Source organism: Herbaspirillum sp. UBA812 (genome assembly GCF_002296545.1).
Classification (GTDB): domain Bacteria; phylum Pseudomonadota; class Gammaproteobacteria; order Burkholderiales; family Burkholderiaceae_D; genus Herbaspirillum; species Herbaspirillum huttiense.
Genome location: NZ_DBIC01000035.1, coordinates 17,166 through 30,541, shown reverse-complemented (window position 1 = coordinate 30,541; position 13,376 = coordinate 17,166). Strand labels below are relative to the sequence as shown.

12 protein-coding genes are annotated in these 13,376 nt (G+C 64.5%); all 12 read right to left on the bottom strand.

From position 1 onward, the window contains the following. The coding region (locus B3873_RS02050; RefSeq protein WP_286863783.1) for a molybdopterin oxidoreductase family protein at positions 1–2,115 on the bottom strand (2,115 nt) is incomplete at its 3' end. Between the two features lie 40 nt (positions 2,116–2,155). Beyond that, complete coding sequence (locus B3873_RS02045; RefSeq protein WP_051156323.1) at positions 2,156–3,379, bottom strand: NAD(P)/FAD-dependent oxidoreductase; 1,224 nt, start codon at positions 3,377–3,379, stop codon at positions 2,156–2,158. A gap of 1 nt (position 3,380) precedes the next feature. Further along, on the bottom strand, positions 3,381–3,743 hold the full coding sequence (nirD, locus tag B3873_RS02040; RefSeq protein ID WP_034337836.1) for a nitrite reductase small subunit NirD: 363 nt from the start codon (positions 3,741–3,743) through the stop codon (positions 3,381–3,383). Between the two features lie 146 nt (positions 3,744–3,889). Beyond that, entirely contained in the window at positions 3,890–6,463 is a 2,574-nt protein-coding gene (gene nirB / locus B3873_RS02035) for a nitrite reductase large subunit NirB (protein WP_286863778.1), read from the bottom strand. An 11-nt stretch (positions 6,464–6,474) separates the two neighbouring features. Then, complete coding sequence (locus B3873_RS02030) at positions 6,475–7,782, bottom strand: MFS transporter (protein ID WP_286863776.1); 1,308 nt, start codon at positions 7,780–7,782, stop codon at positions 6,475–6,477. Between the two features lie 414 nt (positions 7,783–8,196). Beyond that, positions 8,197–8,514 (bottom strand): YnfA family protein, encoded by a 318-nt coding sequence (locus B3873_RS02025; protein WP_286863774.1) that lies wholly within the window; start codon positions 8,512–8,514, stop codon positions 8,197–8,199. A 13-nt stretch (positions 8,515–8,527) separates the two neighbouring features. Then, complete coding sequence (locus tag B3873_RS02020; protein WP_286863788.1) at positions 8,528–9,019, bottom strand: MgtC/SapB family protein; 492 nt, start codon at positions 9,017–9,019, stop codon at positions 8,528–8,530. Positions 9,020–9,306: 287 nt separating this feature from the next. Then, positions 9,307–9,687 carry a hypothetical protein gene (locus tag B3873_RS02015; RefSeq protein WP_039785460.1) on the bottom strand — a complete coding sequence of 127 codons (381 nt, stop codon included), beginning with the start codon at positions 9,685–9,687 and terminating at the stop codon, positions 9,307–9,309. A 198-nt stretch (positions 9,688–9,885) separates the two neighbouring features. Then, the gene (locus B3873_RS02010; protein WP_286863772.1) at positions 9,886–10,707 is read right to left on the bottom strand and encodes a helix-turn-helix transcriptional regulator; all 822 of its coding nucleotides are present in this window, start codon (positions 10,705–10,707) and stop codon (positions 9,886–9,888) included. A 7-nt stretch (positions 10,708–10,714) separates the two neighbouring features. Beyond that, on the bottom strand, positions 10,715–11,269 hold the full coding sequence (locus B3873_RS02005) for a YbhB/YbcL family Raf kinase inhibitor-like protein (RefSeq protein WP_204726608.1): 555 nt from the start codon (positions 11,267–11,269) through the stop codon (positions 10,715–10,717). Between the two features lie 125 nt (positions 11,270–11,394). Further along, on the bottom strand, positions 11,395–12,363 hold the full coding sequence (locus B3873_RS02000; protein WP_286863769.1) for a hypothetical protein: 969 nt from the start codon (positions 12,361–12,363) through the stop codon (positions 11,395–11,397). Positions 12,364–12,495: 132 nt separating this feature from the next. After that, on the bottom strand, positions 12,496–13,368 hold the full coding sequence (locus B3873_RS01995; protein WP_414651517.1) for a hypothetical protein: 873 nt from the start codon (positions 13,366–13,368) through the stop codon (positions 12,496–12,498). Positions 13,369–13,376: the final 8 nt, after the last annotated feature.

Genomic DNA, 13,376 nt, shown 5'->3' with positions numbered 1-13,376 from the left:
GACCACCGGATTGACCACCGCCCCCACACGCGCATCGGAGGCGGACTGTCCGTTCCAGTGGATCGGCACGAACACACTGCCGCGCGGAATGCCGCCACCATGCTGCACGCGCGCCACCATCGCGCCCCAGCGGCTGCTGATGCGCGCCAGACCGCCTTCGCGCACGCCATACAGCAGCGCATCCTGCGGGTGCAGGTCAATGAAGGATTCCGGAATATGGCTGGCCAGCGTGGCCGACTTGCCGGTGCGCGTCATGGTGTGCCAGTGATCGCGCACGCGGCCGGTGTTGAGGATCAGCGGGTAATCCTCGCAAACGGCGTGGCCCGGCGTGCGCGGTGCGGTCGGCACAAATCGCGCGCGCCCGTCGGCGTGGGTGAAACGATGATCTTCCAGGACGCGTGCCGTGCCGCTGATGCTGCCATCAGACAAGCGCTGCACCGGCCACTGGATCGGTGCCAGCGCGTCATAGGCGGCCTTGTCCATCCCGGTCAGGCCTGACAGATTGAAAACGCGGCGTGCGCCCCCTGTATCTGCCTCGCCATTGCGATGCGCAGAGAGGCGCGCGTGTTCGTCAAAGATCGCATGCGGGCCGTCGAAATCAAATCCCGCAAAACCCATGCGCTGCGCGACCTCGCAGATGATCTGCCAGTCACCGCGTGCCTCGCCCGGTGCCGTGAGGAAAGCCCGTTGCCGCGAAATGCGGCGTTCGGAATTGGTGACCGTCCCATCCTTCTCGCCCCAGGCCAGCGCCGGCAGCAGCACGTGGGCCAGTGCATTGGTATCGGTTTGCGTGATGACATCGGAAGACACCACCAGCTCGCACTTCTGCAAGGCGCGCTGCACCAGGTCGGCATCGGGCAGGCTCACCAGCGGATTGGTGGCCATGATCCACACCGCCTTGATGCGGCCTTCCTCGATGGCGCGGAACATGTCCACGGCCTTGAGGCCAGGCTTGTCCGCGATGCACGGGGATTGCCAGAAGCCTTGCACGATCTCGCGATGCAATGGCTGGTCCAGGTCCATGTGCGCGGCCAGCATGTTGGCCAGTCCGCCGACCTCGCGTCCGCCCATGGCATTGGGCTGGCCGGTGATGGAGAAGGGGCCCATGCCGGGCTTGCCGATGCGGCCGGTGGCCAGGTGGCAGTTGATGATGCTGTTGACCTTGTCGGTGCCGACCGAGGATTGGTTCACGCCCATGGAAAAACCGGTGACGACCTTCTCGGTCTCGGCAAAGGCTTCGTAAAAGTCCAGCAAGTCCTGCAGATCCACCTTGCAGATGCGCGCTACCGTGGCGGGATCGGCGCACTCGGCATCGGCCACTGCCAATGCCTCGTCGAAGCCATTGGTGTGCGCGGCGATGAAGGCGTTGTCCCGCAGGCCGCGATGGGCGAGGTAGCTCATCAAGCCGTTGAAGAGCCACACATCCGTGCCCGCCTTGACGGGCAGGTGCAAGTCCGCCAGTTCGCAGGTCGCGGTGCGGCGCGGATCGATCACGATCAGGCGCAGGGCAGGGCGGGTTTCCTTGAGCTTGGCGATGCGCTGGAAGAGGATGGGATGGCACCACGCGGCATTGGATCCGACCAGCACGATCAGGTCGGCCAGCTCCAGGTCTTCATAGCAGACCGGTACCAGGTCTTCACCGAAGGCGCGCTTGTGGCCGGCCACGGCCGAGGACATGCACAGCCGCGAATTGGTATCGATGTTGGCGCTGCCGATGTAGCCCTTCATGAGCTTGTTGGCGATGTAGTAGTCCTCGGTCAGCAATTGTCCCGAGACATAGAGTGCCACGGCATCCGGGCCATGTTCGGCGATGACGGCAGAGAACTTGCTCGCCACCTGGTCCAGCGCCTGATCCCACGATACCTGTTGCAATGCGCCTTGCGCATCGCGCACTTGCGGATGCAGCAGACGGCCATCCAGATCCACCGTTTCCGCGAGGGCCGAGCCTTTCACGCACAGGCGGCCGAAGGTGGCCGGATGCTGCACGTCGCCCTGCACGCCGATGCGGCCATCCTCCTTGAGCGAAGCCGTCACGCCGCAGCCCACGCCGCAGTAGGGGCAGGTAGTCGAGGTGGTGGCCACGGCCAGGGCCAGCGGGGTCTGTGCAAGATTCATTGGTATCCTCTGTTACTAATTGCCGTGGTCGCCGTGATGGCTAGGCGGCATGCTGGCACATGGCCTGTCCAAACGGCAGTTCGCGCCGGAAGGCGCTGATGTCACGTCCGCTCTGGATCAGGTCGAAGTACCACGGTCCGTCTTTGACATCACCATACAGCACCGCACCGATGAGGCGCGAGCCGCGCAATACCAGGCGCTTGTAGATGCCGCGGCGCGGGTCGCGTACCACCAGATCTTCTGTATCTTCACCGCCGATGAAATCGCCGGCCGAATACAGGTCCACGCCGGTGACCTTGAGCTTGGTCGCCGTGGCCTGCTGCACATAGCGGCGATGGCCGGCACCGGCCAGATGCGCACCGCACACGCGCGCCTGGTCCCAGATCGGGGCCACCAGTCCGAAGGTGGCCTTGCGGTGCTGCACACATTCACCCACGGCATAGATGCGCGGATCATAGGTCTGCAGGGTGTCGTCGACGATGATGGCGCGCTCGCAGTGCAGGCCCGCCGACTTGGCCAGCGCGATGTTGGGGCGCACGCCCGCCGTCATCACCACCAGGTCGGCCGGAATGCTGCTGCCATCCTTGAAGCGCACGGCGGTCACGCGATCCGGGCCGACGATCTCGTCCGTATGGGCGTTGAGGAGGAAGCGCAGGCCCTTGTCTTCCAGCGCCTTTTTGAGAAGAGCGGCGGCGGGCTTGTCGAGCTGCTGGTTCATCAGCGCATCCGTCACGTGCACCACCGTCACGTCCATGCCCTGGCGCATCAATCCATTGGCCGCCTCCAGCCCGAGCAGGCCGCCGCCGATCACTACCGCATGGCGATGCGTGCGTGCGGCTTGCAGCATGGTGTCCACGTCCTGGATGTCGCGGAAGGCGATCACGCCCGGCAGTTGATGGCCCGGCACCGGGATGATGAAGGGTGTGGAGCCGGTGGCCAGCAGCAGGCGGTCGTATTTCACCGCGAGGCCGGATTGCGCGTGGACGGTACGCTGGCGGCGGTCGATCTGCACCACCGGGTCGCCCGCATGCAGGGTGATGCCGTGTTCGTCATACCAGGCGCGCGGGTTGAGCATGATGTCATCGATGCTCTTGTCACCGGCTAGCACCGGCGAGAGCATGATGCGGTTGTAGTTGCCATGCGGCTCGGCACCGAAGACGGTGATGTCGTAGAGATCCGGTGCGAGCTTGAGCAATTCCTCGACCGTGCGCATGCCGGCCATGCCATTGCCGACCACCACCAGCGAGGGCTTGGCGGTCGTCATCTCAGCCACCGATCCAGACTTTGCCTTCATCGATGCGCGCCGGCCAGGCGGGTACCGAATTGGCAGGTTCTTCCAGGCATTGCCCGGTGGTGAGATCAAAGTGATGCTTGTAGATCGGCGAGGCCACCACGATGCGTTCGCCCAGGTTGCCCACCAGGCCGCGCGAGAGTACGGCAGCCTGGGCGTTGGGATCGTAATTGCCGATGGCGAAGACGCGGGGCTGCGGCTCGCCCTGGCTGCGGTCGATCACGTGGAAGATGGCTACCTGCTGGTCACCGATCAGCGCGGCCACGCCCGTGTTGGGGACGATCTCGGCCAGTTCGCAGACGGGGGTCCAGTGCTTGATTTGTTGGTCGCTGTGCATGCGGTGCTCCTGATGGTTGTACGGCGGGTGCGCCTTCGATACGCGGCTTTGCCGCTACTCAGGACGAACGGTTCTTTGTCCATTGACGCCCGTTCGGACTGAGTAGTCGCGCAGCGACGTATCGAAGGCGCGACTACGGCCGGATATCACACGGTCTCGACGACGACCGGAATATCGAGCAGCTTCTTCTCGGCCACCGTGGCCGGACGGATCTGCCCGCGTTCCTCGACGAACTTGATGTTGCCATCGGCCGCCTTGCTGTTGACGAAGTGACGGAAGCGCTTGCGCGTTTCCGGATCGGTGACGGCCTTCTTCCATTCGCACTGGTAGGTGTCGACCACGCGCTGCATCTCGGTTTCCAGCTCGGCGGCGATGCCCAGCTTGTCATCGATGACCACGCTCTTGAGGTAGTCCAGTCCGCCTTCCAGGTTCTCGCGCCAGGTGCTGGTGCGTTGCAGGCGGTCTGCCGTGCGCACGTAGAACATCAGGAAACGGTCGACGTAGCGGGTCAGGGTTTCTTCATCCAGATCGGAGGCGATCAGTTCGGCATGGCGCGGCTTCATGCCGCCATTGCCGCAGACGTACAGGTTCCAGCCCTTGTCGGTGGCGATGATGCCCACGTCCTTGCCCTGCGCCTCGGCACATTCTCGGGTGCAGCCGGAGACGCCGAACTTGATCTTGTGCGGCGAACGCAGGCCCTTGTAGCGGTTTTCCAGGCGCACGGCGAAGCCCACGCTGTCGCCCACGCCATAACGGCACCAGGTCGAGCCGACGCAGGATTTCACGGTGCGCAGGGACTTGCCGTAAGCATGGCCGGTCTCGAAACCGGCGGCGATCAGTTCTTCCCAGATGTCCGGCAACTGGTCCACGCGGGCACCGAACAGGTCCACGCGCTGGCCGCCGGTGATCTTGGTGTAGAGGCCGTATTTCTTGGCGATCTGGCCGACCGCGATCAGGCCATCGGGCGTGACTTCGCCACCGGCCATGCGCGGCACCACCGAGTAGGTGCCATCCTTCTGGATGTTGCCGAGGAAGTAGTCGTTGGAATCCTGCAGGCCGGCGTGTTCCTTCTTGAGCACGAAGTCGTTCCACAGCGAGGCCAGCACATTGGCCACCATCGGCTTGCAGACATCGCAGCCCAGACCGCGACCATGCTTGGCCAGCAGTTCATCGAAACTCCTGATCTGGCCCACGCGCACCAGGTGGTGGATTTCCTGGCGGGAGTAGGGGAAGTGTTCGCAGACATGGTTGTTGACGGCCAGGCCCTGCTTCTTCATCTCCGCCTTCATCACCTGCGTGACCAGCGGCACGCAGCCGCCGCAGGCGGTGCCGGCCTTGGTGCAAGCCTTCAGGTCGCCAATCGTCGTGACACCCGAGGCGACCGCTGCACACAGCTGGCCCTTGGAGACGTTGTTGCAGGAGCAGATCTGCGCCGATTCCGGCAGGGCATCCACGCCCAGGCCGGGTTTGGCCTTGCCGTCGGATTGCGGCAGGATCAGGAATTCCGGCGACTCCGGCAGCTCGATCTTGTTGAGCATCATCTGCAGTAGCGTGCCGTACTCGGCGGCGTCGCCCACCATCACCGCGCCCAGCAGGTGCTTGCCCGATTCGGAGACCACGATCTTCTTGTAGATCTGCTTGCGTTCGTCGGTGAACTGGTAGGAGCGGCTGCCGGCTTCCTTGCCGTGCGCATCGCCGATGCTGGCCACGTCCACGCCCATGAGCTTCAACTTGGTGCTCATGTCGGCGCCGTTGAAGGACGGTACTTCGATGGCGTCATCGCGGTGCGAGAGCAGGTGCTTGGCGGCAGTGCGGGCCATGTCGTAGCCGGGGGCGACCAGGCCGAAGATCTTGCCATTCCACAGCGCACATTCGCCGATGGCATAGACGGCCGCGTCCGAAGTAAGGCAGCGGTTGTCGATGACGATGCCGCCCCGGTCTCCCACCTTCAGGCCCGCCTGGCGCGCCAGTTCGTCACGCGGGCGGATGCCGGCGGAGAACACGATCATGTCGGTTTCCAGGTGCGAGCCATCTTCGAAATTCATGCGATGGGTGTGCTGCTTGCCATCGACGATCTCGACCGTGTTCTTTTGCGTATGGGCGGTCACCCCCAGTTCCTCAATCTTCTGGCGCAGGATGCGGCCACCGCTTTCATCGACCTGCACCGCCATCAGGCGCGGCGCAAATTCGACCACGTGGGTTTCCAGCTTCAGGTCACGCAGGGCCTTGGCGCATTCCAGGCCCAGCAGGCCGCCGCCGATGACCACACCACTGGTCGAACGGCTGCCGCATTCCAGCATCGCTTCCAGGTCTTCGATGGTGCGATAGACGAAGCAATCCTTGCGCTGGTTGCCTGACACCGTCGGCACGAAGGGATAGGAGCCGGTGGCCAGTACCAGTTTGTCATAGGACAAGGTCTCTTCTGCGCCGGCCACGTTGACCACCACCTGCTTGCGTTCCAGGTCGATGTGCCGGGCCTTGGCATTGAGCTTGAGATCGAACTGCACCGGGCTGCGGCCGGCGTCGAAGAAACCGGGCGCCACCAGCGAGAGATCTTCCGCGCTCTTGCCGGCAAAGAATTCGGAGAGGTGCACGCGGTCGTAGGCCGGGCGTGGTTCTTCACAGAGGATGGTGACCTTGAGGTCGCCCGCGCCGCTCTCGGCCAGGCATTCCAGGAATTTGTGGCCGACCATGCCGTGGCCGATGACGATGATGTTCATGGGTGCTCTCCTCAGGCTGCAACTTTGCTGTCGGCCAGGGCGGCATCGCCGCTCTTGTCCGACGCGGTGAAACGGATGGCCACTGCGCACAGTGCCGAAATGGTCACCAGCACGCCCAGCATCGACAGGGTCTGCTGGGTGTTGCCCAGGCCCTTCATCAGGAAGCCCGCGGCCACGGCACCGACGTTGCCACCGGCACCGATGATGCCGGCCACGCCGCCGAGTGCCTTGCGGTCGATGAAGGGCACCAGCGCGTAGGTCGCGCCGCAGGCCATGTGGGTGAACAGGCCGAAGCACAGCATGGCGATGACGGCAGCCACCACGCCGCCGGCATGGGCGAACCACAACAGGCCCAGGCCTTCGCCCAGCATCATCACGAAGAGCAGGGTGGCACGGCGGTTCAGGCCGCCACGCAGGGCCACCTTGTCAGAGATGTAGCCACCCAGGGCGCGGGCAAACAGCGCCAGCAGGCCGAAGCTGGCGGCAGCGATGCCAGCCGATTCCAGCGAGAGCTGGAAGTGGTCCACGTAGTAGATGGCGGCGATGTTGTGGATGAAGATCTCCACGCCGAAGCAGGCACCGTAGGTGATGAAGAGCATCCACACGCGATAGTTGGCGGCCGCTGCACGGAAGCTGGCCCAGCCGCCGCGCTTGCCGCTTTCGATGGTCACGCCGGCGGCGCGCAGCTCGTCATAGTTGCCTTCCGGGCAGTCCTGGGTAAAGCGCCAGTAGAGCGCGGCCATCACCAGCATCAGCACGCCCGGCACCAGCAGCGCCGCACGCCAGCCCCAGCCTTGCGAGACGCCCAGCATCAGCATGGCTGCCATCAGCAGGGGCATCACGCCCTGTGCCACGCCGCCGCCCGCATTGCCCCAGCCGGCCGTGGCCGCATTGGCCGTGCCGACCACGTTGGGAGCGAACATGACCGAGGTGTGGTACTGGGTGATGACGAAGCTGGCACCGACGGCACCGATGAGCAGGCGGAAGAACAGGAAGCTCTCGTAGCTCTGCGCGAAGGCCACGCCGATGACCGGTACGGCACCGGCCAGCAGCAGCCCGGTATAGGCCTTGCGCGGACCGAAGCGGTCGCACATGGGGCCGATGATGAGGCGCACCAGGATGGTCACGGCCACGGCGGCGATGTTGATGTTGGCGATCTGGCCGGGGGTGAGGTGGAATTCGCCCTTGATGACCGGCATCAGCGGCGCGCAGGCGAACCAGGCGAAGAAGCAGACGAAGAAGGCCATCCAGGTCAGATGGAAGGCGCGCATCTGGGGCGTGCCCAGGGAGAACAGCGCGATACGATTGGATTTGCTCATGTCGGGTCCCGTAAAAACAAAAAGGCGCCCGCTCGAATCCGAGGCCTTGCCTCGTTTCAAGCGGACGCCATTGTCCGTATGCATTGCAGATCCATCGTTAGATCGGCATCAAAGTGGTGGATCGTCCTTGATCCTGATGGACATTGAGCAAAGGCCGTGCCAGCCGCAGGGTTTTGGCGGGGAGGCAGCATGGGCGCGGTTTTGCGGAGTGGAAGGCGGAAATGAAGGGCGGCAGTAGCGCGGGGCCGGATCACCGATATATATCATTGCATGATGTATTCGAGTGCAGTCTGCGCGTTCGTGGTGCAGTGCATCGTGACAGTGCGTGAGCGTGCGGGCCCGAAAAGATGAAGCCGGTGACGTGTTTGTTGCCGCCGGGATAGCCCGTCTGCACGGGACCGGAAAGAATCGTGCTTATCGCGGCTGGAAGGCAATCAGCGCCATGCCTGCCAGCGCCACGGCCATCCCGGCACAATCCCAGGCGGAAGGGCGCACGCCATCCACGGCCCAGAGCCAGAGCATGGCCACGGCGATATAGACCCCGCCATAGGCCGCATAGACGCGTCCGGACGCGGCTTCATGCAAGGTCAGCAGCCAGGCGAAGAGGGCCAGGCTGGCGGCGGCCGGCAGCAACAGCCAGGCGCTGCGATCCTGCTTGAGCCAGAGGTAAGGAAGATAGCAGCCGACGATTTCGGCCAGTGCGGTGCAGAGATAGAGGAAAACGGTTTTCATGCGCGCGAGGCGATCAATCTTCTTCGCGCGCGCTGATGTCGGCGCGTTCGTCGTCGGTCTTGCGCAGCCATCGGCGGTGCAGGAAGTGTTCCAGCGGACGGCCTACGACGAACAAGGTCAGGATCAGACCCGTCGCCATCAGCGCCACGCGCCACCAGCCGGCACCGCAGACGATGCCCACGGCAGCGGTCACCCAGATCGATGCCGCCGTGGTCAGGCCGCGTACCTTCTCGCTGCGCTGTTCATGGATGATCACGCCCGCGCCAAGGAAGCCGATGCCGGTGATGACACCCTGGATGGCACGGCTGACCGCATCGCGGCTATGCGCGTCGGACTCCAGCGAGAAGTCCATGGCGGCCATGGTGACCAAAGCCGATCCCAGCGCCACCAGGCCCAGGGTCTTCATGCCCGTGGGCTTGCCACGCAAGTTGCGGTCGATGCCGATGACGCAGCCGATGAGCATGGCGAACAGAAGCCGGTAAAAAATTTCCAGGTGATCGGTCATGGACAGGCGCGGGCAGTAAGCGAAGACGACATTGTACCCTCCCGCCACGCGCGTTCTCACCGTCGCACGACTGCTGGCTGCGGCCATAAAAAAGCCCCGTCAGCTTCGACGGGGCAAATCATGCATGGCGGGAGGCATGAAGACTTCGCCATGCTGCGCTCAAGCATCAAACATCAGGAAACTACGGAGACAACAGAAACAACTACACAACGAAACAACATGAACTACGGAGACAACAAAAGCTGGAAAAGGTCATCCGAGTCATCTGCGCATTACTGCGCAAGCGATCAGGAGCCCGAGCCGCCAGCGCCACCGGCACCGCCGCCATTGCCGCCCGGCGAGGTGCCCAGCGGGCCGTTCTTCGAGTCAGTGGTATTGGCGTTGTTGCCCGAGCGGGAATTCTGGCTGCCGCTCTTCATCGACTTGTCCATCGACTTGTCCGACTTGTTGTGGTTGCGCATGCTCTTGCCGGAAGAGGAGCTGCCCGACTCAGTGGCGCTGTTGTTGGGCGTGGTCTGTGCGCCGGTGGCACCTGCTGCGCCCGAGCCGGCCGCGCCGGAACCGGCTGCACCACCGCTGGCACCGCCGGCATTCTGTGCGAAGGCGCCGGTGCTGAAGGCAGCCACTACCAGGGCAGTGCCGAGGAATTTCAGGGTCGGTTTGGACATGGAGATCTCCTAAGGTTGTTGTGGGGGGCGTCCCGCCATCGCGAGCCGTTGGAGCCATACTAGGTCCTGCGCCGAATGCGGGCAGTCGGACGCTGTTTCAATCGCGTGTCGGTGCTTTCGTACCCGGATGACGGCGCTTGTTGTTGAGCCACGCAGGTCAACGCGCCGTTTGGAGGTAAGGTTCAGGAGGCTTTGACCTCAGGGCAGGGTCTGCCGCAACTCGCTGGGGCTGATCCCGTAGTGCTGCCGAAAGCGCATCGCAAAGCGCGATGGCGAGTCATAGCCGCAGGCCGAGGCAATGTCGGCGATGGGCAAGGACGAGGCCTGCAACTGGTCCAGCGCCAGTCCCAGCTGCACCTTGTCCAGCAATTCGCGGAAGCCGGTCTGCTCGCGCGCCAGCCGCCGCCGCAGGGTCGAGACGCTGCAATGAAACGCTTCGGCCACGCGCTCCAGGCTGCGTTCTTCCGGGGCCAGCATCAGCAGGTGCTGTTCGATGTGATGGCTGATGGCGTCGCCCCGTTCACGCAGCAGGCCGCCGATGGCGCCGCGCAGGCTCAGGGCCAGCAGCAGGCCTTCGGCTGCCTGGCATTGCAGTTCGCTGGCGGCTTCTTCGCGGATGCAGTCCTGCAGATGGTGCCAGGCGCGCAGGATGTCGGCATCCTGCGCCACGCTGCTGACCGCGCTGGCATCGCGCGCCTGTACGCCCTGGCCGGGATAGTGCAGGCGAAAGCGCTCGATCAGTGCCGGCGGCAGGGACACCATGTCAGCCGCATATTCGCCGCCCTTGGGCAGGTTGGCGACATTGACCTGGGTACCGGCGGCGATGAGCACCAGCACATCCTGCCCGCACAGCAGATGGCGATGGCCCCATTGCATGCGCTTCTTGCCCTGGCGTACGTGGCAGATGCTGGCCAGGCCGATGAAAACCTGGCGCAACTGCTGTTCGTGCCGGGCGCGGATGCGTGTCAGCGTGGGGCGGGTGCCATGGGCGAAGGGCAGGATGGCGATGTCACTTTGCATGCGGGATTCAGCGTCCGTAGGTGGCGGTCAAGCGGGCCTGGCCGAGGGCCGCGCCGTTGAGGAAGAAGCCGAGCATAGCACCGCTGGCTTGCGCATCCAGTGGCAATTTTTCGGTGTTCAGTGCCCAAATCACGAATTGATAGCGGTGCGGCTTGTCACCCGCTGGCGGGCACGCACCACCGTAGCCACTGCTGCCGAAATCGGTGCGGCCCTGGATGGCACCTGCGGGCAGGCCGCGGCCCTGGGCATCGATGCCGGCCGGCAGGCTGGTGGTGGAGGCCGGCAGGTTGAACACGGTCCAGTGCCACCAGCCACTGCCGGTCGGGGCATCCGGGTCATACACGGTCACGGCGAAGCTCTTGGTGCCGGCCGGGGCGTTGGACCAGGACAGCTGCGGCGAGCGGTTCAGGCCGCTGCAGCCGAAGCCGTTGAAGACTTCCGCGTTCGACAGCGCCTTGCCATCCTGGATGTCGCGGCTGGTCACGGTGAAATCGGCCGCATGGGCCGACAGTGCAGAAAACGTCAGGGCCAGCGTGGCCACGGAAAAGCGGAAAAAGGACATGAATGCGCTCCGGTCAAGGTTGAGGAGCGCCCATGGTAGAGGGCCGGCAGCGGCGACATGGTGCAGAAAACGTCAGCCTCGGTGCAGAAAGCGTCAACACGCCCAGAGCCCTGGGTGCCGCGTTGTCAGAACAGGTTCAGCGAAATCAGGAAGTCCAGTCCCTGGAACAGTTCGACATAGCGGCTGGCCGCCGATTCATTGATCACGATGAAGCGGGTGAAATCGAACAGCGCCGGTTCCAGCTGCGCGTCGATGGCTTGCTGGGCCGCGAAGCTGGCGTAGCTGAGGCCGAAGCCGTAGAACTGCTGCTTGAACTGCGGATTGAGATTGGCCTCGTCGATCGGGTGGAATTTCATGACCAGCCGAGCATGCTGGCTGGCCACCAGGGCCTGCATGGTGCGCAGCGAACTCATCAGGCCATGCAGGTTGCGCTGGGCCTCTTCGCTGTGCTGGCCGCAGCGCGCCACCATGTTGATGATGTTGGGCAGGAAGCACAGCCAGTGGCGCTCCGTCTCGCGCAGTCCGCCCTGAGGTTCGAGGCTGACCGTGCGTACGCCCGGCAGGCCCGGAAAGGCTTGCGGCGAGACCCGGTAGGCGCCGCCATACTTCGGACTGCGGGCATCGAACCAGATGGGGGCCATCGCATTGATCTGCAGGATGGCTTGCGGCGTCAGCCCCAGGCGCTGCATCAGCATCGGCCTGGCTTGCAGCATGTGCAGCAGTGCGGTGGCATCGACGGCGGCATTTTGCGCCGGTGCGGCCAGCTGGGGATTGCAGGAGGTGTTGCCTTCTTCCAGGTAGCACACGGTCTGCACCGCTGCCGCCAGCTTGAGCAGCTTGCCCAGCAGGAAGCCGGTGTGCGGCACGAAGATGCGCAAGGGCGTGAAGGTGGCAGGCAGGGCCGTCACCATCCCCTCCAGAAACGCCACGGTGCGTGCCGGATCCCAGATGCCGTCGTCGATGACGCTGACGTAGGGCCCCTCCCATTGCATGCCACGTCCGCATACCACCAGCGGCGCGCGCACTTCTCCCTCGCGCTGCAACTGCCGGGCGATGGAATAGGTGATGGGGCTGTGCAGGTAGACGATGTCCATGGAAGAGCAATGGCGCGGCCGGAAACGCGCGCCTGATGAGGCCAGGGCGGGATGATGGCCGCCTCGGCCTGGCTGCACCATGGGAAGATGCTTCACAAACGTAACGGGGTGTAACGAGAGGCGCGCTCGGTTTCAGCGTGGACGCAGCGCCTCTACCAGCGCATCGTTCACGTAATGCGGTCCGTCGAAGAGCCAGACCCGATACCCGCGATAGTGCTGCAATTGCGGCGTCAGCTCCTCCACGGTGGCACTGCGAAATCCGCCTCCGGGTTGCGGGCGGAAGGCCTCGGCGATGATCCGCACCCGCGCCGGCCCCAGCCGCTGCGACAGCACCTGCACGTAGTGCAGCGCCACCTGCGGCTCGCGGGCATAGACGCCGACGCCATCCTGGAAGAACACGCCCACATCCGGCGGCAGCCATGACAGCAGACCTGCGGCCAGTGCTTCCGGCCCCACATTGGCACTGTCGTAGACGCTGATCCACAGCGGCCGCGGCAACTGGCCGAGCAGCTGGCCCAAGCGGGCTGCCTCGGTCCAGGTCGGATCGATCTCCACCGGGAAGTACCAGCCGCTGACCTTGAGCGGCGTGGGCAATCTTGCCAGCTTGGCGGATTGCGCGATCAGTTGCGGCAGGTCGGCGCGTGCGGCAGCTTCATCGAAGCGGCCGGCCAGTCCGAGGATCACCTCCTGTGCCCATGGTTCGCGCGCAATGCGCTGCCAGTCGGGCAGGCGTGGCACGGTCGGCAAATCACTGCCTGCAACAAAGGCCTGGCCATCGACTGCGCTCCATTGCACCAGCAGGGTTCGCGCCCCCAATTTTTGCCACTGGCCGCGTGGTTCGACGGTGGCATTGTCTGGCTGCCAGACGATGCCTTCGATCTCGCCCTGCGCTTGCGCGCGCAGGTCACAGCCGGCGCAGGCGGCCAGCAGCCACGCCGAGGCAGCAGCCAGCAGGGCGCTACGGCGCAGCGGGGAGGGCAAGGGTGCCGGCGGCATGCACTTCATGGGAGCAC

Coding starts and splice junctions, on each gene's coding strand:
- B3873_RS02045 (WP_051156323.1), bottom strand. CDS start 3,379: ATGACGACCGCCAAGCCCTCGCTGGTGGTGGTCGGCAATGGCATGGCC.
- nirD (WP_034337836.1), bottom strand. CDS start 3,743: ATGCACAGCGACCAACAAATCAAGCACTGGACCCCCGTCTGCGAACTG.
- nirB (WP_286863778.1), bottom strand. CDS start 6,463: ATGAACATCATCGTCATCGGCCACGGCATGGTCGGCCACAAATTCCTG.
- B3873_RS02030 (WP_286863776.1), bottom strand. CDS start 7,782: ATGAGCAAATCCAATCGTATCGCGCTGTTCTCCCTGGGCACGCCCCAG.
- B3873_RS02025 (WP_286863774.1), bottom strand. CDS start 8,514: ATGAAAACCGTTTTCCTCTATCTCTGCACCGCACTGGCCGAAATCGTC.
- B3873_RS02020 (WP_286863788.1), bottom strand. CDS start 9,019: ATGACCGATCACCTGGAAATTTTTTACCGGCTTCTGTTCGCCATGCTC.
- B3873_RS02015 (WP_039785460.1), bottom strand. CDS start 9,687: ATGTCCAAACCGACCCTGAAATTCCTCGGCACTGCCCTGGTAGTGGCT.
- B3873_RS02010 (WP_286863772.1), bottom strand. CDS start 10,707: ATGCAAAGTGACATCGCCATCCTGCCCTTCGCCCATGGCACCCGCCCC.
- B3873_RS02005 (WP_204726608.1), bottom strand. CDS start 11,269: ATGTCCTTTTTCCGCTTTTCCGTGGCCACGCTGGCCCTGACGTTTTCT.
- B3873_RS02000 (WP_286863769.1), bottom strand. CDS start 12,363: ATGGACATCGTCTACCTGCACAGCCCCATCACCTATTCCATCGCCCGG.
- B3873_RS01995 (WP_414651517.1), bottom strand. CDS start 13,368: ATGAAGTGCATGCCGCCGGCACCCTTGCCCTCCCCGCTGCGCCGTAGC.